Annotated in this window: 28 protein-coding genes; 14 read left to right on the forward strand and 14 right to left on the reverse strand. The window is 73.6% G+C overall.

The genetic code is table 11. The annotated features are described in order from the left end of the window. Window positions 1–144 precede the first annotated feature (144 nt). Window positions 145–705 carry an SAM-dependent methyltransferase gene (locus ACU436_RS22425; RefSeq protein WP_459029081.1) on the forward strand — a complete coding sequence of 187 codons (561 nt, stop codon included), beginning with the start codon at window positions 145–147 and terminating at the stop codon, window positions 703–705. Between the two features lie 6 nt (window positions 706–711). Here the strand turns inward: ACU436_RS22425 and ACU436_RS22430 are convergent, their stop codons facing one another. Genes ACU436_RS22430 through ACU436_RS22440 form a run of 3 tightly spaced genes read right to left on the reverse strand, consistent with a single transcriptional unit; the run spans window position 712 to window position 3,250 of the window. Then, entirely contained in the window at window positions 712–1,938 is a 1,227-nt protein-coding gene (locus ACU436_RS22430; protein WP_459028312.1) for a threonine synthase, read from the reverse strand. 37 nt (window positions 1,939–1,975) lie between these two features. Beyond that, the gene (locus ACU436_RS22435) at window positions 1,976–2,341 is read right to left on the reverse strand and encodes a darcynin family protein (RefSeq protein ID WP_459028314.1); all 366 of its coding nucleotides are present in this window, start codon (window positions 2,339–2,341) and stop codon (window positions 1,976–1,978) included. Between the two features lie 12 nt (window positions 2,342–2,353). Continuing rightward, entirely contained in the window at window positions 2,354–3,250 is an 897-nt protein-coding gene (locus ACU436_RS22440; protein ID WP_459028316.1) for an SDR family oxidoreductase, read from the reverse strand. Between the two features lie 336 nt (window positions 3,251–3,586). Between ACU436_RS22440 and ACU436_RS22445 the strand changes: the two genes are divergently transcribed. Beyond that, a complete protein-coding gene (locus ACU436_RS22445) occupies window positions 3,587–4,483 on the forward strand; it encodes a LysR family transcriptional regulator (protein WP_459028318.1) in 897 nt (298 codons plus the stop codon). Between the two features lie 12 nt (window positions 4,484–4,495). Here the strand turns inward: ACU436_RS22445 and ACU436_RS22450 are convergent, their stop codons facing one another. Continuing rightward, window positions 4,496–5,233: an SDR family oxidoreductase gene (locus ACU436_RS22450; RefSeq protein ID WP_459028320.1), complete on the reverse strand. Its 738-nt coding sequence runs from the start codon at window positions 5,231–5,233 to the stop codon at window positions 4,496–4,498. Window positions 5,234–5,313: 80 nt separating this feature from the next. On the opposite strand from ACU436_RS22450, the gene ACU436_RS22455 reads away from it, so the two are divergent. Next, complete coding sequence (locus ACU436_RS22455) at window positions 5,314–5,937, forward strand: TetR/AcrR family transcriptional regulator (RefSeq protein ID WP_459028322.1); 624 nt, start codon at window positions 5,314–5,316, stop codon at window positions 5,935–5,937. A 9-nt stretch (window positions 5,938–5,946) separates the two neighbouring features. Here the strand turns inward: ACU436_RS22455 and ACU436_RS22460 are convergent, their stop codons facing one another. Next, the gene (locus ACU436_RS22460; RefSeq protein WP_459028324.1) at window positions 5,947–6,513 is read right to left on the reverse strand and encodes a TetR/AcrR family transcriptional regulator; all 567 of its coding nucleotides are present in this window, start codon (window positions 6,511–6,513) and stop codon (window positions 5,947–5,949) included. A gap of 67 nt (window positions 6,514–6,580) precedes the next feature. On the opposite strand from ACU436_RS22460, the gene ACU436_RS22465 reads away from it, so the two are divergent. The 3 genes from ACU436_RS22465 (at window position 6,581) to ACU436_RS22475 (ending at window position 8,804) form a co-directional block, all read left to right on the forward strand. Further along, a complete protein-coding gene (locus tag ACU436_RS22465; protein WP_459028326.1) occupies window positions 6,581–7,075 on the forward strand; it encodes an FBP domain-containing protein in 495 nt (164 codons plus the stop codon). Window positions 7,076–7,153: 78 nt separating this feature from the next. Beyond that, complete coding sequence (locus tag ACU436_RS22470; RefSeq protein WP_459028328.1) at window positions 7,154–8,059, forward strand: SDR family oxidoreductase; 906 nt, start codon at window positions 7,154–7,156, stop codon at window positions 8,057–8,059. Between the two features lies 1 nt (window position 8,060). Further along, entirely contained in the window at window positions 8,061–8,804 is a 744-nt protein-coding gene (locus ACU436_RS22475) for an SDR family oxidoreductase (protein WP_459028330.1), read from the forward strand. 75 nt (window positions 8,805–8,879) lie between these two features. On the opposite strand, the gene ACU436_RS22480 is transcribed toward ACU436_RS22475, so the two are convergent. Further along, window positions 8,880–9,656, reverse strand: a complete 777-nt coding sequence (locus ACU436_RS22480) for an SDR family NAD(P)-dependent oxidoreductase (protein ID WP_459028332.1) — start codon at window positions 9,654–9,656, stop codon at window positions 8,880–8,882. Between the two features lie 86 nt (window positions 9,657–9,742). Here ACU436_RS22480 and ACU436_RS22485 point away from each other — a divergent pair, with 86 nt between their 5' ends. Both ACU436_RS22485 and ACU436_RS22490 read left to right on the forward strand, forming a co-directional pair. Beyond that, window positions 9,743–10,594, forward strand: coding sequence for a helix-turn-helix transcriptional regulator (locus ACU436_RS22485; protein ID WP_459028334.1), 852 nt, complete (start codon window positions 9,743–9,745; stop codon window positions 10,592–10,594). Window positions 10,595–10,645: 51 nt separating this feature from the next. After that, window positions 10,646–11,755 (forward strand): winged helix DNA-binding domain-containing protein, encoded by a 1,110-nt coding sequence (locus ACU436_RS22490; RefSeq protein ID WP_459028336.1) that lies wholly within the window; start codon window positions 10,646–10,648, stop codon window positions 11,753–11,755. Here the strand turns inward: ACU436_RS22490 and ACU436_RS22495 are convergent. After that, entirely contained in the window at window positions 11,750–12,493 is a 744-nt protein-coding gene (locus ACU436_RS22495; protein WP_459028338.1) for a class I SAM-dependent methyltransferase, read from the reverse strand. The two genes, ACU436_RS22490 and ACU436_RS22495, sit on opposite strands and share 6 nt — an antisense overlap. 102 nt (window positions 12,494–12,595) lie before the next feature. On the opposite strand from ACU436_RS22495, the gene ACU436_RS22500 reads away from it, so the two are divergent. Next, entirely contained in the window at window positions 12,596–13,183 is a 588-nt protein-coding gene (locus ACU436_RS22500; protein WP_459028340.1) for a TetR/AcrR family transcriptional regulator, read from the forward strand. A 106-nt stretch (window positions 13,184–13,289) separates the two neighbouring features. Here ACU436_RS22500 and ACU436_RS22505 read toward each other — a convergent pair whose 3' ends face one another. Continuing rightward, on the reverse strand, window positions 13,290–14,909 hold the full coding sequence (locus tag ACU436_RS22505) for an alpha/beta hydrolase (protein ID WP_459028342.1): 1,620 nt from the start codon (window positions 14,907–14,909) through the stop codon (window positions 13,290–13,292). Window positions 14,910–15,091: 182 nt separating this feature from the next. Between ACU436_RS22505 and ACU436_RS22510 the strand changes: the two genes are divergently transcribed. Further along, the gene (locus ACU436_RS22510; RefSeq protein WP_459028344.1) at window positions 15,092–15,892 is read left to right on the forward strand and encodes an SAM-dependent methyltransferase; all 801 of its coding nucleotides are present in this window, start codon (window positions 15,092–15,094) and stop codon (window positions 15,890–15,892) included. Here ACU436_RS22510 and ACU436_RS22515 read toward each other — a convergent pair whose 3' ends face one another. Next, window positions 15,893–16,777 carry a LysR family transcriptional regulator gene (locus tag ACU436_RS22515; protein ID WP_459028346.1) on the reverse strand — a complete coding sequence of 295 codons (885 nt, stop codon included), beginning with the start codon at window positions 16,775–16,777 and terminating at the stop codon, window positions 15,893–15,895. It abuts the gene before it with no gap. A gap of 72 nt (window positions 16,778–16,849) precedes the next feature. Between ACU436_RS22515 and ACU436_RS22520 the strand changes: the two genes are divergently transcribed. Further along, window positions 16,850–17,731: an EamA family transporter gene (locus ACU436_RS22520; RefSeq protein ID WP_459028348.1), complete on the forward strand. Its 882-nt coding sequence runs from the start codon at window positions 16,850–16,852 to the stop codon at window positions 17,729–17,731. A gap of 12 nt (window positions 17,732–17,743) precedes the next feature. Here ACU436_RS22520 and ACU436_RS22525 read toward each other — a convergent pair whose 3' ends face one another. Genes ACU436_RS22525 through ACU436_RS22535 form a run of 3 tightly spaced genes read right to left on the reverse strand, consistent with a single transcriptional unit; the run spans window position 17,744 to window position 19,538 of the window. Continuing rightward, window positions 17,744–18,421, reverse strand: coding sequence for an MBL fold metallo-hydrolase (locus ACU436_RS22525; RefSeq protein ID WP_459028350.1), 678 nt, complete (start codon window positions 18,419–18,421; stop codon window positions 17,744–17,746). After that, window positions 18,418–19,068 (reverse strand): DsbA family oxidoreductase, encoded by a 651-nt coding sequence (locus ACU436_RS22530; RefSeq protein ID WP_459028352.1) that lies wholly within the window; start codon window positions 19,066–19,068, stop codon window positions 18,418–18,420. The genes ACU436_RS22525 and ACU436_RS22530 overlap by 4 nt, the downstream gene beginning before the upstream one ends. Next, window positions 19,068–19,538, reverse strand: a complete 471-nt coding sequence (locus ACU436_RS22535) for a pyridoxamine 5'-phosphate oxidase family protein (RefSeq protein ID WP_459028354.1) — start codon at window positions 19,536–19,538, stop codon at window positions 19,068–19,070. Before ACU436_RS22535 ends, ACU436_RS22530 begins: the two co-directional genes overlap by 1 nt. 53 nt (window positions 19,539–19,591) lie before the next feature. On the opposite strand from ACU436_RS22535, the gene ACU436_RS22540 reads away from it, so the two are divergent. Continuing rightward, on the forward strand, window positions 19,592–20,179 hold the full coding sequence (locus ACU436_RS22540) for a TetR/AcrR family transcriptional regulator (RefSeq protein ID WP_459028356.1): 588 nt from the start codon (window positions 19,592–19,594) through the stop codon (window positions 20,177–20,179). A gap of 72 nt (window positions 20,180–20,251) precedes the next feature. On the opposite strand, the gene ACU436_RS22545 is transcribed toward ACU436_RS22540, so the two are convergent. After that, window positions 20,252–20,503: a hypothetical protein gene (locus ACU436_RS22545; RefSeq protein WP_459028358.1), complete on the reverse strand. Its 252-nt coding sequence runs from the start codon at window positions 20,501–20,503 to the stop codon at window positions 20,252–20,254. A 141-nt stretch (window positions 20,504–20,644) separates the two neighbouring features. On the opposite strand from ACU436_RS22545, the gene ACU436_RS22550 reads away from it, so the two are divergent. Next, window positions 20,645–20,836: a helix-turn-helix domain-containing protein gene (locus tag ACU436_RS22550; protein ID WP_459028360.1), complete on the forward strand. Its 192-nt coding sequence runs from the start codon at window positions 20,645–20,647 to the stop codon at window positions 20,834–20,836. A gap of 119 nt (window positions 20,837–20,955) precedes the next feature. On the opposite strand, the gene ACU436_RS22555 is transcribed toward ACU436_RS22550, so the two are convergent. Beyond that, window positions 20,956–21,114, reverse strand: a complete 159-nt coding sequence (locus ACU436_RS22555) for a hypothetical protein (RefSeq protein ID WP_459028362.1) — start codon at window positions 21,112–21,114, stop codon at window positions 20,956–20,958. Window positions 21,115–21,318: 204 nt separating this feature from the next. On the opposite strand from ACU436_RS22555, the gene ACU436_RS22560 reads away from it, so the two are divergent. After that, window positions 21,319–21,795, forward strand: a complete 477-nt coding sequence (locus ACU436_RS22560; protein WP_459028364.1) for a nucleotidyltransferase domain-containing protein — start codon at window positions 21,319–21,321, stop codon at window positions 21,793–21,795. The last annotated feature ends 76 nt before the right edge of the window (window positions 21,796–21,871 follow it).

The following is a 21,871-nucleotide window of genomic DNA, read 5'->3' on the forward strand; positions in this document are numbered from 1 at the left end:
CCCATTGATCACATGCTTGCGACCGTCCCCGGGAGGGCGCTGAGCGGGATCTCGCAACGATCAACGCGTCATGATCGGTCCGAGATTCGCCGCAGCGCCCACCCGAGGGCGCTGCGCCACAGCTGATCACGAAGAGGCACCGGCCTGCCCACGATGCAGAACACCCACGAGATCGCCCAGGCCGTCGCGCCGGACTCGAAGATCGTCTACGTCGACAACGACCCGATCGTGCTGGCGCACGCGCGGGTGCTGCTGCGGAACACGACCGCCGAGGGCGTCACCGACTACGTCGAGGCCGACTACCACGAGCCGGACCTGATCATCGAGCGCGCGCAGCGGATCCTGGACTTCGACCAGCCCATCGCGGTCATGTTCATGGGGGTGCTCGGCCACGCGCGGGGCTTCGAGGAGTCGCACGCGGTCGTGGCGCGGGTGGTGGACGCGGTTCCCTCCGGCAGCTACCTGGCCGTGTGGGACGGCAACGACACCAACGCCGCTCTCAACGCGCTCGCCGAGAACTACGCGAAGTCCGGCGGGGTGCCCTACATCCAACAGCCCGTCGAGCACATCCGCGGGTACTTCTCCGGGCTGGAGCTGGTCGAGCCCGGCCTGGTGTCCGTCACGGAGTGGCGACCGGCGCCCACCGACGTCGGCACCGTCCGGCCCTTGCCCGAGACCACGGGCGGCGTGGCGCGCAAGCCCTGATCGGTCTCACCGGGGGGCCGGGAGCACCGGGACGTCGTCGATCGAGACGGTGTCGGGGTAGAGCAACCCGCTCCCGGTGTTGAGCACCACGACGTCCTCGGCACCGGTGAGCCACCCCGACTCACGCAGCCGGCTCACCGCCGCGAAACAGGCCGCCCCCTCCGGGCACACCCAGGTGCCCTCGTCGCGGGCCAGCGCCGCCTGCGCCGCCAACAGGTCCTCGTCGGTCACGGCGACCGCGGTGCCGTCGGTGGAACGCACCGCGTCGAGCACGAGGAAGTCGCCCAGCGCCTTGGGCACCGTGATCCCGAACGCGACGGTGTGCGGGTCGGGTGGCGCGACGCTCTCGTCCGCCCCCGCGACGAACGCGTCGACGATCGGTGCACATCCCGAGGCCTGCACCGCCACCAGCCGCGGGAGGTCGCCGCGCAACCACCCCAGCTCGCGCATCTCCAGCAACGCCTTGTGGATCGCGATGATCCCGACGCCGCCGCCGGTGGGGTAGAGGATGACGTCGGGCGCCCGCCAGCCCAGCTGCTCGACGATCTCGTAGCCCATCGTCTTCTTGCCCTCGATGCGGTAGGGCTCGCGCAACGTCGAGGTGTCCTGGTAGCCGTCCCGTTCGGCGACGGCCGCCTTGATCAGCGCGCCCGCGTCGCCGATGAGGCCGTCCACGAGGGACAGCTCGGCGCCCGTCGCCACGCACTCGCGGCGGGTGATCACCGGCGCGTCCACCGGCATGGCGATCAGCGCCCGGATGCCCGCCCGCGCCGCGTAGGCCGCCCATGCGGCGCCCGCGTTGCCGTTGGTGGGCATCGCGATTCCCGCCACGCCCAGCTCCGCGGCCCGCGACACCCCGACCGCCGCCCCGCGCGCCTTGAACGACCCCGTCGGGACGAGTCCCTCGTCCTTCATCCGCAACGTCGGCACCCCGAGGCGCGCCCCGTGCCGCGGGAGGTCCAGCAACGGCGTCATCCCCTCCCCCAACGTCACGACGTGCGCCGGGTCCCGCACCGGCAACACCTCGTGGTAGCGCCACAGGTCCGGGGCCCGCCCCGCGATCTCCGCGGGGCCGACGGTCTCGGCCACCCGCGCCAGGTCGTACCGCGCGAGCAGGGGCGCCCCGAGCGCGGACGTCCCCTGCACCACATCGGCGTCGTGGCGGGAGCCGTCGCGCGAGCACTCCAAGTGGGACAGCAGGGAGAACCGGCCGGCGCCGGGAGCTGTGATCACCTGATTGCCAACCGCACCGGCCGGAGATCTCTTCCAGCTAGACGTCGACGGTCGCGTAGGTGCCGATGCCGTGGTTGTGGGCGTAGCCGTTCTCGACACCGACCAGGATCTCGACGACATCGAAGTACCGGTCCCAGAAAGGTGTCTCGCGCAGCGCCTCGACGAGGAGCTGGTACGCCTGGTGATCACTCGCTTCCCACACCCACACGTCGGTCACGCGCGCCGAGTAGAACTCCGTGTCGAAGAAGCGCGACCGGACACCCGTCACCTTGCCGGTGATCGCCGGGAGGATCTCGGTCTCGAACGCCTCCACGCGCTGCTCGACCGAGAGGCCGAGCCATTCGGACGTGGTCTTCACGAGCATGAACGCGGTCACGCTCGCCTCGAACGGCTCCACCGACATGGCAATGCCTCCTCATCCGCCGGCGTAGCCGCCGGCCTCGATGTCCTCGATCAACGTCGGCCCGGTAGGCCTCCACGGGAGCAGCGCTCGGGTACGTGCGCTCGACGCGGACATGTCCATCCCGAAGAAGCCACCGACGAACCCGAAGTGCTCGGCGGCGTTCTCGGGTGCGACCGGCTCCACGGGGAGGCCGAGGCTGCGCCCGATGGCCTCGGCTATGGCGCGGGTCGAGACGGCTTCCTCGGCGACGGCGTGCAGCCGGGAGCCGGCGGGGGCGGCCTCGAGCCCGAGCCGGACGAGCCGGGCCGCGTCGGCGCGGTGCACGGCCGACCAGGTCGTCGACCCGTCCCCGACGTAGCCCGAGACGCCACGCTCCGCGGCCGCGGCGGCCAGGAACCTGACGAACCCCCAGTCCCCTGCCCCGTGGACCGACGGCGCGAACCGGACGACCATCGACCGCACGCCGTGCCCGGCGTAACCGAGGGTCAGGTTCTCGCTGCCTCCGCGGTCCGACGCGGGCCCGACCGCGGGAGAGGCGTCCGCCTCGGTCGCGGGCCGGCCCTCGACCAGCCCGGAGATGCCGTTCGCGACGATGATCGGCCGGTCGGTGCCGGCCAGGACGTCGAGCATGGCCTGGACGGCGCCCCGCTCGGCCTTGTCGGACGCGGCGGGGTCGGCCCAGTCGTGCTTGTTGGCGAGGTGGACGACGGCCTCGGCCCCGGCGGCGCCGGCGCGGATCCCGTCGAGGTCGTCGAGGTCACCGCGGTGCACCCCGGCGCCCTTCTTCTCCAGCGCGGCGGCGGAGTCGTCCGAGCGGGCGAGACCGGTGACCTCGTGCCCGGCGTCGAGCAGGTCGTCGACGACGGCCGAGCCGATCCAGCCCGTCGCTCCGGTGACGAACACGTGCATGTCGTTGCTCCTTCAGATGGACGAGACGTGGGAGGGCCGCCGCCGGGACAGCAGCGACTGCAGCAGGACGAGCCCGCCGAGGACGAGCACCGTCAGGCCGATCACCCGCAGGCCCGTGTCCGCGGCGGAGACGAACGCGGTGACGACGTCGGGGGCGCGACCGGCCAGGGCTTCGGCGACGGTGGGCGGTTCGGCACCGGCGCCGGCGTCCGGCGGGCGCGCTGCGAGACCGGAGCGTGGACCAGGCCTTCCGTTGGCATGGCGACGACGCTATGGACGTCAGTGTCCTGCGTGCCACGCAACTTTGACAAAGGTATCTTGCGTACTCTGCAAAGCATGCCCGATCAGCTCGACCTGAACCTGCTGCGCGTGTTCGACGCGCTGCTGCAGGAAGGCAGCGTCACGGCGGCGTCCGAGCGCCTTCACCTGTCCATCCCGGCCACCAGCCGGGCATTGGGCCGGTTGCGGCGGGCGATGGACGACCCGATCCTGGTGCGGGCCGGTCGCGGGATGGCGCCCACGCCGTTCGCGCTGCGGACCGCACCGCGCGTGCGGTCGCTGCTCGACGACGCGGCGGCGCTGATCAGCGCCGACCGCGAGGTCCGGATCGCCGAGCTCGAACGCACCTTCACGATCCGCATCAACGACGGCGTCGCCGCGACCCTCGCGACGGCCGCCGTCGAGGCCACGGCCGCGGCGGCCCCGGGCGTGAGCCTGCGCTTCGTCGCGGAGGGCAGCGAGAGCATCGAGGCGATCCGCGACGGCTCGGTCGATCTGGACATCGGCGCGGGCGACGTCACGGCTCCCGACATCCGCACGGCCCTGCTGTACCGCGAACGCCTGGTCGGAATCGTCCGCGCCGACAGCCCGCTCGGCCGGCACCGCCGCCCGACGTTGGCGCAGCTGTGCCGGCATCCCCACGTCTCGGCCTCCCGCCGCGGACGCACGCGCGGCCCACTCGACGACTCGCTCGACGCCGCGGGCCTGCACCGCCGCGTCGTCGCCGTCGTCCCCACCTTCGCGGTCGCGGCGCTCATGGTGGCGGCCGGCCACTACGTCGGGCTCGTCCCGCAGCGCCTCGCCGAGCAGCACGGCCGGGCCCTCGGCATCCGCTGGTTCCCCATCCCCGCCGCCCTGCCGGAGGTCCACGTCCGGATGCTGTGGCACGCACGCCTCGACGCCGACCCGGCACAGCGCTGGCTGCGCGACACGATCCGCACCGCGCTCGGGTGAGCCCTGCTCCCGCTACGACTGCGCGGTCGGCCGGACCACGATGTCGCCCACGTCGATGTCGGCCGGCTGCCCGATGGCGAACGCGATGGCGCGGGCCACCGCCTCCGGTGGAATCGCGATCTCGGCGGCGGTGGTGGAGATCTGGGCCCGCACGGCCGGGCTGGTGACCGAGTCCCCGAACTCCGTCGCGACGTACCCGGGCGACACCACCGTCACGCGCAGGTCGGGCCCGGCCTCCTGCCGGAGCCCTTCGGACAGCGTGCGGACGGCGTTCTTCGTGGCGGCGTAGACCGCCTGGTTCGGGACGATGCGCAGCCCGGCGGTGGACACGACGTTGACGACGTGCCCGCTCCGCTGCTCCCGGAAGACGGGGAGCGCGGCCGCGATCCCGTACAGCACGCCCCGGAAGTTGATGTCGATCATCTCGTCCCAGTCCTCGACGCGCAGCTCGTCGAGCGGGGAGATCGGGCCGACGCCGGCGTTGTTCACCAGGACGTCGAGCCGGCCGTGTTCCTGGCGGGCCGCGTCCACGAGCACGGCGAGGTCCTCGCGTCGCCGGACGTCGGTCCGGGCCCACGTGGCGGCGCCTCCGGCCGCCGTGATGCGCACTGCCAGCGCTTCGAGCCGGTCGGAGCGGCGGGCCCCGAGGACGACCTTCGCTCCGGCACCGGCGAGGAGGAGCGCGGTCGCCTCGCCGATCCCGCTGCTCGCGCCCGTGATCGCGACGACCTTGCCGTCGACTCCCGCCATCGCAGTCCTCCATTGAAGTAAGTGGGCTATCACTTTTAAAGTAAGAGATGTCTTACTCAAGGTCAAGGAGAGGTGGTGGCGTGGGCGTCACCGCGGGCGAACCGGAACGCGCGGGCCGGCGTCGGGCCCGCGGGGAACTGCGTTCGGCGCTGATCGACACGAGCTTCGAGCTGCTCTCCGAGAGCGGGTTGGCCGGGTTCTCCGTGGCCGAGCTCGCCCGCAGGCTCGGGGTCAGCACGGCGGCGCCCTACCGTCATTTCCGGGACCGCGAGTCGTTGCTCGCCGCCGTCGCGACCCGGGCGGCCATCGAACTCACCGCGGAGATGCGCGCCGCCGCGAACGCGACGGGCAGCGATCCGGCCGACCGGCTCGCGGCCACCGCCGGTGCCTACGTGCGCTTCGTCTCCGCGCGCGGCGCCGGGTTCGACGTGATCTTCGCCCAGGAGCTGAGGCGCCTGCGCGACGCGGACCTCGCCGAGGCGGGCCGGGGACTCATGGCCCTGCTCCTCGACCTCACCCGGCAAGCCGGCCATGCCGATGCCGGCCCGGCACTCCGGCTGCTGGAGCAGATCATCACGATGGCCCACGGCTACACCGCACTGGACACCGACGGCTTCCTCTCCGGCGCCCGCCTGTCCGGTGACGACGTCGCCACCCGCGCGACGGAGGGAGCCGCCGCCCTGCTCCGCGCGTCCGGTCACTGACCGGAGGCGTCACTCGGGCCAGTTCCGCAGGAGGGCGTCGACGGCGTCGAGGACCCGTGGCCAGGTCTCCTGGCTGTCGGGCGAACTGTGGTTGAACCCGCCGCCCCTCTCCAGGCTGACGTAGCCGTGGACGACGCTGCCCAGCAGCCGGACCGCGGCGACGTGGTCCGGCTCCGGGAGGTCGTAACCGCGCAGGATCGCCCGGGTCATCTGCACGTGCCGGCCGCCCGCGCTGGCGGCCGCCGTCTCCCCGTCGAGGTCGAGCTGGGCGGCGGCGAAGCGGCCGGGGTGCTCGCGGGCGTAGTCGCGGTAGACGTTCGCGTAGGCCGTCAGCGCATCCTTCCCCGCCCGGCCCGCCAGGGCGGAGGCGAGCAGCTCGGCGAGCTCCTCGAGCGCGAGCAGGGCGATCCTGGTCTTGAGGTCGTGCGAGCTCTTCACGTGCGAGTACAAGCTCGCGACCTTGACGTCGAACCCCCGGGCGAGCGCCGAGACGGTCACCTGGTCGAAGCCCGCCTCGTCGGCGAGGTCGGCCCCCGCTCGGACCAGACGTTCGGTGGTGAGCCCGACGCGTGGCATGGCTTCCCTTCGCACGAGGTACACTTCCTAAAGTGTTTAGGCAAACTACCATCCTCTCTAGGCTGACATGAAACCGATCAGCGAACCCGACATCCGCCGGTCCTTCGTCAACTGCTCCAAGGGAGAGGCCCGGCGGCTGAAGGTCCCCGCCGGCCTCGACGAGCTCGCCTGGCCGGACCTCGACTTCCTGGGCTGGCGCGATCCCGGCGCCCCCGAACGCGCCTACCTCGTCGCCGAGCAGGACGACCGCCTGGTCGGCATCACCCTGCGCGCCGCATCGGCCGGCGCGCGCGGCTTCACCGCGCGCAGCCTCTGCTCGCTGTGCCTGACCACACGCGGCGGCGGCGGAGTGGTGCTGATGAGCGCCCGCCGGACCGGTGCCGCCGGGCGCGCGGGCAACTCGGTCGGGCAGTACCTGTGCTCCGACCTGGACTGCTCCCGCTACATCCGGGACCGGAAGCGGTCGGCGGGCGGAGCGATCGACGAGAGCCTTTCCCTCGAGGAGAAGATCGCCCGCACCCTGGCGAACCTCGACGCCTTCCTCGCCACGATCACCCGGTAGCGGGTGATGACACGCGATGACATCAGCGCTATGGTCGGTGATGTCAGAGTGTGTCATCACAGCGAGAGCGAGCCCACCGTGCACGTCTTCGTCACCGGAGCATCCGGATTCATCGGCCGCGCCGTCGTCGCCGATCTCATCGCCGCCGGGCACGAGGTGACCGGCCTGGCCCGTTCCGACGCCTCGGCATCCGTCGTCACCGACCTCGGGGCGGCCGTCCACCGCGGGGATCTCGACGACCTCGACGGGATCAGCCGGGCCGCGAAGGCAGCCGACGGCGTGGTCCACCTCGCGGCCAAGCACGACTGGGCCCATCCCGAGGCCTCGAACCGGGCGGAACGCTCCGCGGTTCAGACGATCAGCGACGCCCTCGCGGGGTCCGACCGGCCCTTCGTGCTCGCGGCCGGCCTCGCCCTGCCCGACCTCGGCCGCCCGGCAACCGAGCGGGACCCGAACCCGGCCGTCGGCCCGGAGTCTCCGCGTGGCGGCGCCGAGAACCTCGCCCTGACCTACGCCGACCGGGGCGTGCGCGTCAGCTCCGCCCGCTTCGCGCCGACCGTCCACGGCGAGGGCGACCACGGCTTCATCTCGATCATCGCCCGCGCCGCCCGGCGACGCGGCGCCTCCACCTACCCGGGCGAGGGCCGCAACCGCTGGCCGGCGGTCCACCGGTCCGATGCCGCCCGCCTGGTCCGGCTCGGTCTCGAGAACGCCCCCGCCGGCACGATCCTGCACGCCACCGCAGAGGAGGGCGTGCCCGTCCGGGAGATCGCGGAGGCACTCGCCCGCCGCCTCGACGTGCCGGCGAAGTCCGCCCCGGCGGAGCAGATCGCCGACGAGATCCTGTTCGTCGGCCGGTTCCTGGCCGGCGACTTCCCGGCCACGAGCGACATCACGCGCAACCTGCTCGGTTGGCAGCCCACCGGCCCGACCCTCCTGGAGGACATCGCCGCGGGCCACTACGACCAGCCCGCGGATGCCTGAGGTGGCCGAACCGGCAGTCCTGATCACCGGCGGAACCAGCGGAATCGGCCGCGCGGGCGCCGAACTGTTCCACGAACGGGGATACCGGGTGATGGTCACCGGCCAGAACCCCGCTACGATCGCCGCCGCCCGGCGCGAGCTTCCCGACGGCGTGGTCGTCCTGCAGGCGGATGCGCGAACCCTGACCGACACCGACCGCATCGCCGAGGAGGTCGCGTCCCGATTCGGCGAGCTCACCGCGCTGTTCCTCAACGCGGGCATCAGCCGGCCGACGCCGTTGGACTCCATCGACGAGGCGGGCTACGACGAGGTGTTCGGCACCAACACCAAGGGCCAGTTCTTCACGCTGCAGAAGATGCTCCCGCTACTGGCCGACGGCGCCTCGGTCGTCGTCACCGTCGGGATCGGCGCCACCCGCGGCATCGCGGGAGGCAGCGTCACGGCCGGCAGCCGGGGCGCCCTCCTCACGATGATCCCCTCCCTCGCCCTCGAGCTGGCTCCGCGCAGGATCCGCGTCAATGCCGTGAGCCCGGGGGCGATCGACACGCCCATCTGGTCGAAGTCCGGGATGCCTCCGGAGGCGGTCGACGAGATCACGACGGCGATGGCGGCAACCATCCCCTTCGGCCGGCTCGGCACGGCCCGCGAGGTGGCCGAGGTCGTCGTCTTCCTCGCCTCCGAGAACGCCGGCTACGTCACCGGTCAGGAGATCGTCGTCGGCGGCGGCAGCGGGCTCCGCCCCTGACCGCCGCCCGCGGCCGGAAAGCGAAGGCCGGCGAGGTGCTCGGCCGGATCGCGCTCGCGCCGTGGCCTCCTCGACTCAGGCCCCCGCACCGCCGTCCACCGGCAGAACGGCGCCGGTGACGAAGGACGCGCGGTCGCTGAGCAGCCAGGCGGCAGCCTGAGCGACCTCGTCGGGGTCGGCGCCGCGGCGCAGCGGCGTTGCGGCCACCAGGTGCTCCTGCACGCCGGGCGTGCGCTCCTCCCAGGCGATGATCATCTCGGTGAACGTGAGTCCGGGTGCGATCGCGTTGACCCTGATGCCCTCGGGGCCGTACGTGACCGCACCCGACTCCGTGAGGCTGTTGACGGCCCGCTTCAGCGCACCGTAGGCGGGCAGCACGGCGTTGCCGCGCAGGCTGCCCACGCTGGAGTTGTTCACGATGGCGCCGGTGCCGGCAGTGGCGCGGATCGCCGCGACCTCCGCCGCCATCGCCACCCACGTCCCGCGGAAGTTCACCCGGTAGAGGCGGTCGAGCTCGGCCTGCGGGACCGCGTCGGCCGGGAGGGGCGGGGTGGCCGTCGCACCGTTGTTGAAGGCGACGTCGAGCCGTCCGAACAGCTCGACGGCGCGGTCGACGGCGGCCTGTACCTCGGTCGGTTCGGCCAGGTCGCACACGATGTGGTCGGCAGTGCCGCCCGCCGCCCGGATCTGCTCGGTGACGGTCCCCAGCTGGGACTCCGTGCGCGCCGTGAGCAGGACCGTGGCGCCCTCGCGGGCGAACAGGCGTGCCGCGGCCGCGCCGATACCGCGGCCCGCGCCCGTGACGAAGGCGACCTTGCCGGCGAGGAGACCGGCGGTCGATGTCGTGGTCATGCCGTCGACCGTGGGCCGCGCGCACGGGCTCAGCCATGCACTGGCTGTACCTGGCTGCGCGGCGCGGGGCTCGCATACTGGAAGGCGTGGCCAGGTCGGGGCTCGGCGCGTTCCTGCGCAGCAGGCGCGAGCGCATCACGCCGTCCGACGTCGGTCTGCCCGCCGGGCGACGTCGACGGACGCCCGGCCTGCGCCGGGAGGAGGTGGCGCAGCTCGCGTTCATCTCCACCGAGTACTACGCGCGCCTGGAGCAGGCACGTGGTCCGAGCCCTTCGCGGGAGGTGCTGGCGGGCCTGGCCAGGGCGTTGCGGCTGTCGGACTCCGAACGCGACCACCTCCACCACCTGGCCGGAGTGCCGCCGGGCCCACCGCCGGGGCCGTCGCGCGACGTGCGGCCCAGCATCCTGAACCTGCTGGGCCGGTTGCCGCTGGCGGCCGCCATCGTCATCTCGGCGATCTCCGAGGTGCTCGCGTGGAACGAGCTGGCGGCCGCGCTCCTCGAGGACTACTCGGCGGTGCCGCGCCGCGACCGGAACCTGGCCCGACGCGCCTTCCTCGGCCCGAAGCCCGAGGGACGCCGGCTTTACGGGGTGTCGGACGCCGAGGGATTCAGGCACGCGGTGGTCGTCGGCCTGCGCACCGCCCTGGCCAGGTATCCCGGCTCCCCCGAGGTGGCCGGGTTGGTGGACGAGCTGGTCGCAGGGAGCGACGAGTTCGCCGGGCTGTGGACGTCCGGGGACATCGGCACCACAACCGCGAGCCTGCGGAAGACCTTCCAGCACCCGCTGGTCGGGCCGGTCACCGTCAACTGCGACGTGCTCGACGTCGCCGACCGCGACCAGCGCGTCGTCATCTACACCGCCGACCCCGGCTCGCCCTCCGAGGAGGCGCTACGGCTGCTCTCGGTCATCGGCACCCAGCGCATGGACGTCCGCTGAGCCCGTGAAAGAGGACAGCACCTGGCCTCTTCGGCCGCGAGCATGTCGGCTGTGCAGACCCGACTCGGCGTGCGGGCGCTCGGCCGCGCCACGCTCGCCCGGCAGTTCCTCCTCGAGCGCGCGGACGTCGCGGTCCTCGACGCCGTCTCGCACCTGTGCGGCCTGCAGGCGCAGGAGCCGCAGGAGCCATTCGCCGGGCTCTGGTCGCGGCTGCGCGCGTTCGACCCGGCAGCGCTGTCGGCGCTGCTCGTCGAGCGCCGGGTGGTGCGCGCCCCCCTCATGCGCCGGACGATCCACCTGGTGACGTCCGAGGACGCGCTGGCATGGCGCGCCCGGCACGACGCCATGCTGCGCCAGCGGATGCTCGGGGTGTACCGGCGCGCGCTCGACGGCATCGATCTCGACGAGCTCGCCGCGGCAGCCGAGGACGTGATGGCCGACGGCGAACCCCGGTCCATGACCGAGATCGGTCGCGGCCTCGCCACCCGATGGCCGGATGCGGGACCACGACCGCTGGGTGAGGCGGTCGTCGCCGCCCTCGTCCCCATGGTGCAGGCCCCGCCCCGGGGGCTGTGGCGCGTCACCGCGGGCGCGCGGAACGTCCGGATGGCGTCCTGGCTGGGCCGCGAGATCGACCAGCAGGCCACGGACGGGGCGGACCCGGTGGGGGCGACGCTGGTACGTCGTTACCTCGCGGCGTTCGGCCCGGCGGCCTCGGCCGACCTGCGCGCCTGGTGCGGCCTGGCCGGGCTGCCCCGAGCGGTGGCCGCGGTCCGGGACGAGCTGGTCGCGTTCCGGGACGAGCGCGGCCGCGAACTGCTCGATCTCCCGGACGCTCCCCGACCCGACCCCGACACCCCCGCACCGGTGCGGTTCCTGCCCGCGTTCGACAACGCGATCCTCGGCTACGACGACCGCAGCCGCATCGTCGACGACGCCCATCGCGGCCTGTCCGTGGCGGGCGAGCGCGCCGTCCTCGTCGACGGCCGGGTCGCCGCGACCTGGACCGTCGTGGCTGACGGCGGGGCCGCCACCGTGGTCGTCACGCCACTGCGCCGGTTCTCCCGCGCGGACCGCACCGCCGTGGCCGAGGAGGGGCGGGAACTGGCGGCGTTCCTCTCCGAGGGCGAGCACCACCGCGTGCGCGTGGCGGCGTCATAGCCGGGTCGCGGTGAGGCCCCAGGTGGCGTACTCCAGCGTGTTGCTCGCGTCCAGCTCCCCGCGCAACGCCGCCAGCACCTCCGTCCCGCGGTCCGGAGGCAGGCTGGTGAGGCCGCCGGAGGTCGACACCAGGTCGAGCAGCTCGTCGCGGGTGTACGAGCGCTCCCAGTCGTACCGCCACAGCGCGGGCTCCTCGAACCCGCCCACCTCGCGGATCCCGTCCGCGGCCCTGGCGTACAGGCCCTGGTACGCGTCCAGGATCGAGCGATCGCTGCTGCCCACCGGCGAGTCGGGGGCCACCCGCCGGTAGGCCGCGGCGAGGGCGCCCGCCGCGTCGGCCGGAAGCCGGTACACGTGCCCGAACGGCGCCAGCACTCCCCCCGGCCGCAGGACCAGCGCCGCCTTGGCGGCGCCCGCGACCGGGTCCACCCAGTGCCAGGCCGTGCCGGAGACGACCGCGTCGAAGGTGCGCCCGGCCGGCTCCCACGCCTCGAAGGTGCCGGGCTCGACCTCGAGGCCGGCGCCCCGCGCGAAGTCCGCCATCCGCTGGTCGGGCTCGACCCCGAGCACCGTGGCGCCGGCGTCCCGGAACTGACGGGCCGCGATGCCGGTACCGCAGCCGACGTCGAGGAACTCGCGCCCGGGGCCGGCCGCCACGATCCGCTCGATCATGGCGTCGGGGTACGGGGCCCGGGTCCGGTCGTACCTCGCGGGGTCGACGCCGAACGACTCCGCCATACGCCGGTGCGCGTGGGGTTCCGGCCTGGGAGACGACGGTAGAGTGGGCATACGCCCACCTTAGTGGGCGCTTGCCCACTCGAACACCGGAGGCGATGCGCGGTGCCCACCGGCGTGGCGCTGCACGACCCGCGCCAGCAGCTCTTCGACGCCGCCGAGCGGGTGCTGGTCCGGGCCGGGGTCACCGGCCTGACCAGCCGGGCGGTCACCAGCGAGGCGGGCGTCGCCAAGGGCGTCCTGCACCGGCACTTCGCCGACTTCGACGCCTTCCTCGCCGACATGGTGCTGGATCGCATCTCCGGGGTGGAGGCTCACGGCACCGCCCTGCGGGGCGTGGCCGGCACCGGCACCGTCCCCGACAACCTGACCCGCGCCCTGACCACCCTCTTCGGGCCGGTCATGGTGGCGATCGTGGTGCTCGTCATCGCCCGGGACGAGCTGCGCACCCGGCTGCGCGCGGCCGGCACCGCCCGGTTCCCGCTCGTCGGCGAGGGAGCCGCCGTGATCGCCGGCTACCTGACCGCCGAGCGCGACCTCGGCCGGATCGCACCGGACGCCGACGTCGACGCGCTCGCCCCCACCCTGATCGGCGCCGCGCACCTGCTGTTCACCGAGCGGAAGGACGGTCCGCCGGAACCCACGGCCGTCCGCAAGGTCGTGACCACGGTGCTCGGCGGGGTCATGCGGTGACGGCCGCCACCCACTTCGGGTTGAACGAACGGCACTTTCGTCCAGCTCTATAGGACGAGCGTGCCGTTCGTCCAGCAGGTGAGGGGCACGGACTGCGGGGTCGCACTCAGTTCCCCGCCCCTCCGGGCGCGAACGCGGCAGGGTCGGTCGTGCCCGGCTGTTCGGGGGTGCAGACGGTGCCGGCGGCGGGCAGGACGCCGTCCACCAGGGTGGCGTCCACCGCGGCATCGACACACGGGACGGTGCCGTAGGAGCCGTGGCCGACGCCCTCTCGCGTGAGCAGGACGGCGGAGTCCAGGGTCCGGGCCATGGACTCGGCCCAGTGGTGCGGGGTGACGGGGTCCAGCCGGCCGCCGACCACCAGTACCGGTGGGGCGCCGGCGCCCGTGAGCGGCTCGGTGACGCGGTCCGCGTTCGGCGCGGGCCACCGGGCGCAGTTCAGCGCGCTGTAGGCGGCCCGGGTGCCGACCCGCTCGGCCTCCGCGACGACCACGGTGGCAGCGGCCGTGTGCGCGGCGACGTCGGTCGGCGTCCGCCAGTCGGCGCAGCGCACCGCGGTGTGGACCTCGTGCGTGGCGGTCGGGACCCCGAAGGGCGAGACCGTGATGTTCGTCCACAGGAAGTGCAGGAGTGTGCCGTCACCGTTCTGCGCGCCCAGCAGGGCCGCGGTGAGCGCCGGCCAGGTGGTCCGGTCACCGGCGAGGGCCCGGGCGGTCTCGAGCGCCATGGCACCATCGAGCGTGCCGCCCGGCGTGACGCCCTCGACCGGCGCGACCTCCAGTGGCTGCGCTTCCAGCTCGACGATCAACGCGTCGAACGCCGCTTCCGGGTCACCGCCACCGAACGGGCACACCTGCGCACCCTCGGTGCGGCAGGTCGCGAACCACGCGTCGAGCGTCCGCTCGCTGGCCACGGCGACCTCGTCCAGGAACGCCAGCGAGTCCCCGAACCAGAGCCCGGTGTCGACGGGCGCGTCGAGCACCATCTGCCGGACCCGGTCCGGGAAGAGCGTGGCGTACATCGGGCCGACCACGGTGCCGTAGGAGATGCCGTAGTAGGTGATCTGCTCCTCACCGAGCGCGGCCCGGATCCGGTCCATGTCGCGGGCGACGTTGTCGGTGGACAGGCTCGCCAGGTACTCGATGCTCTGGTGCGCCGCGCAACCGTCGGTGAACGTGGTGGCGTCGGCCAGTAGCTCGGGCAGCGGCTTGCCCCCGGGGAGCGCCGGGTCGGACCCGGTGCCCGCGGCCTCGGCACGCTGCTCATCGGTGAGGCAGCGGACGGCACCGGACCCGCCGACGCCGCGGGGGTCCATGGCGATGACGTCGAACCGGGCGAGCACGTCGGGCGAGAACGTGCCGGGAGCGCCGGCGGTGGCGGGCATGTTCCGCAGCGTGTCCGTGGCGACCACCCCCGGCCCACCCGGGTTGAAGAACAGGCTGCCGATGCGCTGCGCCGGGTCGGTGGCCCGGTGTCGCATGACCGCGAGCGGGATCTGCGGGCCGTCGGGATCGGTGTACTCCAGCGGCACCGCGACGGTGGCGCAGTCGAGGTCCGGTCCGCACCCGTCCCAGGCGATCGGCCCGGGGGCCGCCGCCGTCGGCGAACCGGCGTCCGACATCGTCGCCGCCGCCGCACCGGACCCGGCCGTCCCACCGGCGCACCCGGTCAGGACCAGCGCGGCGGCGAGGACGGCCGCGCCGCCGCGGAAGGGTGCTCTGGGCATGCCCTGGACGTTAGGGAGGCCACCCGGCGTCGGGGATCACTCGACCGGCTGCGATCGCCCGGCCGAAGTCGGAGCCGGTCTCCTCCTTCGGAGGAGGTGGTGCCGCGTCGACCCTGCCGACGCTCGCCCGCAGCGACGGTAGGGTTCCGCCCGTTCGAGCGACCCAGCAAGGGAGCGACGGGATGTCCGAAGCAGCACGTGACCTCGACACGTCCGTCGCGCACAACGCCCGGGTGTGGAACTACTGGCTGGGTGGCAAGGACAACTACATGGCGGACCGCCAGGCGGGCGCCGTGGTGCAGAGGATGTTCCCGTCGATCGTCGACGTGGCGCGGGCCGACCGCGCGTTCCTCGGGCGGGTGATGACCCACCTCGCCGGGGCCGAGGGCGTCCGGCAGTTCCTCGACATCGGCACCGGGCTGCCCACGTCCTCGAACACGCACGAGGTGGCGCAGAAGATCGCCCCGGAGAGCCGGATCGTCTACGTGGACAACGACCCGCTGGTCCTCGCCCACGCCCGCGCCCTGCTCACGAGCACACCGGAGGGCCGCACCGAGTACATCGACGCCGACGCCCACGACCCGCGGCGCATCCTGCAGGCCGCGGCGACCACCCTGGACTTCGACCGCCCGGTCGGCGTCATGCTGCTCGGGATCCTGAACTTCGTCCTCGACACCGCGGACGCCGAGCGGATCGTCGCCACGCTCGTGGACGCGGTGCCGCCGGGCAGCTTCCTGGCCATCACGCACCCCACGCTCGAGCTGGGCGGGGAGGCCAACGCGAGGGCGATGGAGTTCTGGAACGAGAACGCGAAGCCGCCGATCACCGCCCGCTCCCGGGCGGAGTTCACGCAGTTCTTCGCCGGGCTCGAACTGCTCGACCCGGGCGTCGTGCCCTGCTCGCGCTGGCGCCCGGACGCCGTCGACGTCGGCGGCGCCATCACGGACGTGCCCCAGTTCGGCGCCGTCGGTCGCAAGGCCTGATCAGGCGGCGCCGGCCAACCGGGCCAGGACGAGGGCGAGCGGCGCCCACCGCTCCCGGCCCCTCGCCACCACGGCGTGCGCCCGCAGCCGGACGCCGGGGTCGCGCAGCGGCAGCACCCGCACGCCGGGTCGGGGGGCCGGGTGCTCGGGCAGCAGGCCCACGCCGAGCCCGGAGACGATGAGGTCCTCCACGAGGCTGAGGCTGTCGGCCCGGTGGGAGAGCCGGGGCGTGAACCCGGCGAGTGCGGCCAGCGCGGCCACGGCCTCCTCGTCGGCGGTGTTGCGGGAGTTCACGATCCAGTCGCGCTCGGCGTACCGGCGGAACACCGCCACCGCGTCCGCGGGCGGGTCCGGGTCGGCGACCGGTACGCCGAGCCCCCACGCCGCGCTCCACAACGGGGTGGCCACCACCCGTCGGCCGAACGTGCGCGGCGCCAGGTCGTACTCGTAGACCAGCGCGAGGTCGACGGCGTCGTCCGCCAGCAACGCGAGCGCCTCGGTGGGCTCGTGCTCGGAGCACACGAGCTGCACCTGCGGGTGCGAGGCGGCCAGGTCGGGCAGCAGCGGCAGCAGTGAGCGCCGGATCGCGGTCGCGAACCCGGCGACGCGGACGGTGCCGGCCGGCTCCGCGCCGGGGTCGAGGTCGCGCCGGGCGACGTCGACGGCGGCCAGGACCGTGATGCCGTGATCGGCCAGCCGGCGCCCGGCGGGCGTCAACCGGACCCGCCGCCCGACCGGCTCGACGAGCGGCGTCCCCACCTCCTGGGCCAGCGCCGCGAGCTGCTGCGACACGGTCGACGTGGTCACGCCGAGCACCTCCGCGACCTCCCGCATCGAGCCGAGCCGCGCCAGCTCCACGAGGAACTCCAGGCGGCGCGTCTCCATTCGTGAATCCTGAACGGTATGTGCAGGAAAGTCACGTGGACGCGAACGATTCCGTCGCCTTGACTGGCGGACGTGACCCCGTCCCGCACCGGAGCCGCGTTCGCGCTCGTCGCCATGGTCTGCGTCCAGCTCGGGCTGGCCGTGTCCGTCGGGCTGATCGACCGGCTCGGCACGGAGGGCACGGCCTGGCTGCGGCTGGCGTGGGCCGGGGTGATCCTGCTGGTGGTGGTGCGGCCGCGGCCGTCGGCGTTCAGCAGGCGCGGGCTGGTCACGGCCGTCGTCCTCGGGATGGTGACGGCGGCGCTCACGCTGTTCTTCATGGCCGCGGTCGCCCGCCTGCCGCTCGGTACGGCCAGCGCGCTGGAGTTCCTCGGCCCGCTCGGGGTCGCGGTGGCCCGCGGGCGGGGCACGGCGAAGGCGTGGGCTGCGGTCGCCGCGGTCGGGGTCGTGCTGCTGACCGAGCCGTGGCACGGCGGCGCCGACCCGGTCGGGGTGGCGTACGCCCTCGCCGCGGCCGCGTGCTGGGCGGGGTACATCCTGCTCACCCAGCGGGTCGGCGACGAGGTGTCGGGGCTGCGCGGCCTGGCGGTGTCGATGCCCGTCGCCGGGTTGACCGCCACCGCGGTGGTCGGGCTGTCCGGTGGCGCCGAGCTGTCCGGGCACCTCACCGCCGACCTGCTGCTGCTCGGGCTCGGCCTGGCGATCCTGCTGCCCGTCGTCCCGTTCAGCCTGGAGATGCTCGCGCTGCGCCGCCTGACCACCGCCGCGTTCGGCGTGCTGATGTCCCTGGAGCCGGCGATCGCACTGGTCGTCGGCGTGGTCGCGCTGCGGCAGCTGCCCGGCTGGTGGGCCGCCGCCGGCATCGCTCTCGTCGTCGCGGCCGGCATCGGGGCCGAGCGGGCAGGCAGCCGGCGGGCCACGGAGCTCGGGCGGCCCTCGATCAAGGCGGGGTAACGGGCCGCCCCCTCACCAGCCGCGTGCGACCCACTCGTGGACGTGGGGGCGCTCGGCCGCGACGGTGGTGTCGGCCCCATGACCGGGATGGATCCGCGTCCCGTCCGGGAGCGTGAGGAGCCTGCGCAGCGAGCCGATGATCGCGGGGAAGTCGGAGAGCGGAGGGCCGGTCAGTCCGGGCCCGCCGGGGAACAGGGTGTCTCCGCTCAGCAGCTGGTCGCCGACGATGAGGCTGATCCCACCCGGCGTGTGGCCGGGCGTGTGCAGCACCCGGGCCGTGAGCGGCCCGATGTGGACGTCCTCGAGGTCGTCCACGGGGGTGAACGCACCGTCCCACAGCCGGCCGGGCGGGGAGAGCCGCGAGGGGTCGTCGGCGACCAGCGCGGCCGTGGCGGTGCCGGCGTCCCAGTGCCCGTCGCGGCGGACGGTGGCCAGCTCGTGCGGCCACACCGGCGACTCGGCGGGGTGGGCCAGCACGGGCACCGCCCACGCGTCGACCAGCTCGGGCACCGCGAGGACGTGGTCGAAGTGGGTGTGGGTGAGCAGGATGGCCGTCACGTCCAGGCCCGCCGTCGCGGCGAGGATCCGCTCGGGCTGGTCGCCGGGGTCGACGACGAGCGCCCGGCCGCCGGCGGAGACGATCCAGCAGTTGGTCTCCAGCACGCCGACGACCACCCGCCTCAGGTTCACCCCGCGCGCCTGAGCAACTCGTCGTAGACGGCTGCGTCGTGGGCGTCCACGATCGGGAATCCCTCGGCGAACGGCCCCTCCCAGTGCACCTGGATCCCCGGGTTTGCGACCGTGGTGCCGTCGGCGAACCGGAGCGTGGGGCTGGCGGGGATCGCGTCGGTGCTCGCGACGGCGAAGTCGGCCATGACCTGCTTGCGGTATCGCCCGTCGTCGAGCGCCGCGGTGAGCTCGGCGGCGTCGACCTGGGGGACGGCGGCGGCGACGTCGAGGATCACCTGCCGGTGGCTGATCGAACGCGACCCGGTCCAGAACGCCCGTCTCAGCGCGAGGTCGAGCTCCTCCCCCGCGGTGAGGTCCTGCGCGCTCGCGGCGTGGACGGCCTCGGCGGCCAGCAGCACGGTGTGCGGGTAGAGGTCGTCCGCGGCCGTCCACACCCGGAACCCGGCCTCGGGCTCGATCTGCCCCAACCCCACCGCCTCGGTGTCGGTGCCTCGGCGCGGGTGCGGCCCGTTGAAGAGCTCCAGCGGGAACGTGTGGTGGTCGACCCGCACGTCGAGCCCGAGCCGTTCGCGGGCGCGGCGCAGCCGCAGCAGCCCCACGTAGGCGAACGGGCAGAGCAGGTCGGACCACACCTCGATCGTGGGCATCAGTTCTCCTCGTGCTCGGTGCCGGGCGGGTTGCTCGTGAACCGCGACGGCCGCACCAGCACCGCGGTACGCCGGTCGGCGGCCATCGCGCGGTCGTACTCGGCGAGGTCGGGGTGCTCGCCTCCGGCGGCGACGTAGACGTCGCGCAGCAGCCGCGGCAGGTCGACGCCGGCGAGCGGGTCGTCCGGTCCGGCCAGCTCGACCGGTCCGCGGACGGCCACCCATTCCCACCCGGACCGGAACACGAGCGTGGCGTGCGGATCCGTGCGCAGGTTCGCGAGCTTCGCGGTGGCGCCGCGGGCGACGAAGGCGACCGTCGGCGCGCCGGTCCCGGGGTGCGGCAGCACGCCGGCGTTGACCAGGCTGACCGACGGCGCATCCCGCCCGCTCGTGACCAGCACCGCGAGCCAGTGCTCCGCGGCGCCGTACTCACGCACGAGGCGAAGTCCGTCTTCGATGGACAAGCTCATGGTCCGGACGATACGGACTGCAGTCCGGTTCCGTCAACGCTAGAGTCGTCGCGGTGGACCTGCTGGCCGGCGACGCCCCCAAGGAGCGGGCCGACGCCGTGCGCAACCGGCGCAAGGTCCTCGCCGCCGCGGCCGAACTGTTCGCGGAGCGGGGCGTCGCGCGGGTCAGCATGGACGACGTCGCGGCCGCCGCCGGCGTGGGCAAGGGCACGCTGTACCGCCGCTTCGGCGACAAGTCGGGGCTGGCAGCGGCGCTCCTCGACGAGCGGGAGACGCGGCTTCAGCAGCAGTTGCTCAGCGGCCCGCCGCCGCTCGGCCCCGGCGCGCCCGCCGTCGAGCGGCTCGCCGCCTTCACCGGGGCGTACCTCGCCTACGTCGACGCGCACCTCGACGTCGTCGCGCTCTCCCAGACCGCCAGCCCCGGGGCCCGGCTGCGCACGGGCTCGCACCGGCTCTGGCGGCTGCACTGCCGGATCCTGTTCGCCGAGGCCGGCGCCCCCGATCCGGACCTGCGTGCCGACGTACTGCTCGCCGCGCTCACCGCGGAACAGGTCCGGCACTGGCGCCACGACGAGGACCACCGGCTCGCCGACCTCACCCGCGCGATGAGCGGCCTCGCCCGGAGCTTGACGCTGCCGTAGCGGCCCGGCCATGCGCCGGCAACCCTTCGCCGGCTCGCACGAGCCACGCGAAGACGGCTGTGCAGGGGGCGACTACGCGGGCGGCAACCCGAAGAGACCGCGCAGCTTCCGGTGGTGCGTCCCGCGGAACGGGCGGTTCACCGCTTCCTTCGCGAACCACCACGCCTCCGACTCCGTGTCGGCCCACCCGTGCGACGACTTGCCGCCGTCGAGGACGACGGTCCAGCGGTAACGGCCGCTGCGCTCGCTGAAGTTCACCGACGCTCGCCCCTGCGCCCGAGCCATCTCCAGCCGCGCGTTCGCCTCGTCTGCCGACTCTCCCATGGCGCAACCGCCTCCCGGGGTCTCCGTCCACCAGAACGTCATTTGGTCATCGTAGGACAAATCTGGACATTACTGGTACTACCTGCGACTACTTGGACAGACCCGGCCGTACACGGCCCGGAGTCACCTAGCGTCGGCCGCGTGACCGCCCCATCCGACTACCTGACGACACCGGAGCTAGCGCGTGCGCTGCGGCTCTCGGAGAAGTCTGTGCGGCGGTACCACCGGGCCGGGAAGATCCAGCCGGAGTACACGACTCCGGGAGGCCAGCACCGGTGGAAGCTGGAGAACGTCCTGGCTCAGCTCCGGGAGTTCCGCCCCAACGCCGACTGAGCCGGGTCGTCCTCGGGAGGGTGCGCTGCCCGTCGGGCGGGTCCCCGGGACGGGCGATGGACGCCCGCGAACGCGCGCAACCCGGCCGCCCACGGGTAATGCCCCTCGGGGTTCCTCGTTCAGTCGCGCCTTGCGCCGTCCGGCCTGATCAAGGCGTCGTAGACGGGGTGGTGATCGGCGGGGAGGCTCTCGCGGTACTCGGCGGCCGGGACGACCACTGCCAGCGAGCCGCCCGCGTCGAGGACGGCCCGGGCGAAGATACGGCCGTTTCGGTCCACGTCTTGCGGCCTCCCACGCGACGGTCGCGTGAACCCGCGGTCTCGGTCTGTGTCGACATCCAGGATGGCACGCAGCGCTGCGCGGTATCGAGCCGCTGGCCCGGTAGACGTGCGCGTTGATCGCGTCGGCCAGCTCTTGCCGCGTCATCGGCTCGCCGGGAGCAGACGGCGATTCGATGCGCGGCCTCGCGTCAGACTGACGACATGGATGCCGATGAGGTCCACACCGTCCTGGACGCTCTCGCCGCCGCCGGCTGCGAGGCGTGGATCAGCGGCGGATGGGGGGTCGACGCGCTGGCCGGACACCGGACCCGCCCGCATCGCGACCTGGACCTCGCGATCGCCGCCGAGCACGAACCCGCGGCGTTGCAGGCCCTCGACCGGCTGGGGTACGTGATCGAGACCGACTGGCGCCCGGTCCGCGTCGAGGTCGTCGCCGAGGGCCGAGGCCGGGTGGACCTCCACCCGGTGGCGTTCGACGAGGCGGGCGACGGCCGCCAGGCCGGCCTCGACGGCCACGTCTTCCGCTGGCCGAAGGGCTGCTTCACGACCGGGACCATCGCCGGCCGCCCGGTCGGTTGCATCTCCGTGGAGCAGCAACTGCTGTTCCACAGCGGGTACGAGCCCCGCGACGTCGACCGCGCCGACCTGGCCGTGCTGCACAGCCTCGCCCGAGCTTGACCATGCCGTAGCGGCATGGTTTTGACTGCGGGTCCGTCGACCGTCGGAATGAGGTGTCACACGTGGCGTGGAGTAC

Source organism: Pseudonocardia wallangbongensis (assembly GCF_054486945.1).

Excerpts from the sequence above, each read along its gene's own strand:
- ACU436_RS22560 (WP_459028364.1), top strand. The coding sequence starts at position 21,319 with ATGGATGCCGATGAGGTCCACACCGTCCTGGACGCTCTCGCCGCCGCC.
- ACU436_RS22510 (WP_459028344.1), top strand. The coding sequence starts at position 15,092 with ATGTCCGAAGCAGCACGTGACCTCGACACGTCCGTCGCGCACAACGCC.
- ACU436_RS22495 (WP_459028338.1), bottom strand. The coding sequence starts at position 12,493 with ATGGCGGAGTCGTTCGGCGTCGACCCCGCGAGGTACGACCGGACCCGG.
- ACU436_RS22465 (WP_459028326.1), top strand. The coding sequence starts at position 6,581 with ATGAAACCGATCAGCGAACCCGACATCCGCCGGTCCTTCGTCAACTGC.
- ACU436_RS22535 (WP_459028354.1), bottom strand. The coding sequence starts at position 19,538 with ATGAGCTTGTCCATCGAAGACGGACTTCGCCTCGTGCGTGAGTACGGC.
- ACU436_RS22450 (WP_459028320.1), bottom strand. The coding sequence starts at position 5,233 with ATGGCGGGAGTCGACGGCAAGGTCGTCGCGATCACGGGCGCGAGCAGC.
- ACU436_RS22515 (WP_459028346.1), bottom strand. The coding sequence starts at position 16,777 with ATGGAGACGCGCCGCCTGGAGTTCCTCGTGGAGCTGGCGCGGCTCGGC.
- ACU436_RS22480 (WP_459028332.1), bottom strand. The coding sequence starts at position 9,656 with ATGACCACGACATCGACCGCCGGTCTCCTCGCCGGCAAGGTCGCCTTC.
- ACU436_RS22435 (WP_459028314.1), bottom strand. The coding sequence starts at position 2,341 with ATGTCGGTGGAGCCGTTCGAGGCGAGCGTGACCGCGTTCATGCTCGTG.
- ACU436_RS22530 (WP_459028352.1), bottom strand. The coding sequence starts at position 19,068 with ATGCCCACGATCGAGGTGTGGTCCGACCTGCTCTGCCCGTTCGCCTAC.
- ACU436_RS22445 (WP_459028318.1), top strand. The coding sequence starts at position 3,587 with ATGCCCGATCAGCTCGACCTGAACCTGCTGCGCGTGTTCGACGCGCTG.
- ACU436_RS22460 (WP_459028324.1), bottom strand. The coding sequence starts at position 6,513 with ATGCCACGCGTCGGGCTCACCACCGAACGTCTGGTCCGAGCGGGGGCC.
- ACU436_RS22545 (WP_459028358.1), bottom strand. The coding sequence starts at position 20,503 with ATGGGAGAGTCGGCAGACGAGGCGAACGCGCGGCTGGAGATGGCTCGG.
- ACU436_RS22505 (WP_459028342.1), bottom strand. The coding sequence starts at position 14,909 with ATGCCCAGAGCACCCTTCCGCGGCGGCGCGGCCGTCCTCGCCGCCGCG.
- ACU436_RS22440 (WP_459028316.1), bottom strand. The coding sequence starts at position 3,250 with ATGCACGTGTTCGTCACCGGAGCGACGGGCTGGATCGGCTCGGCCGTC.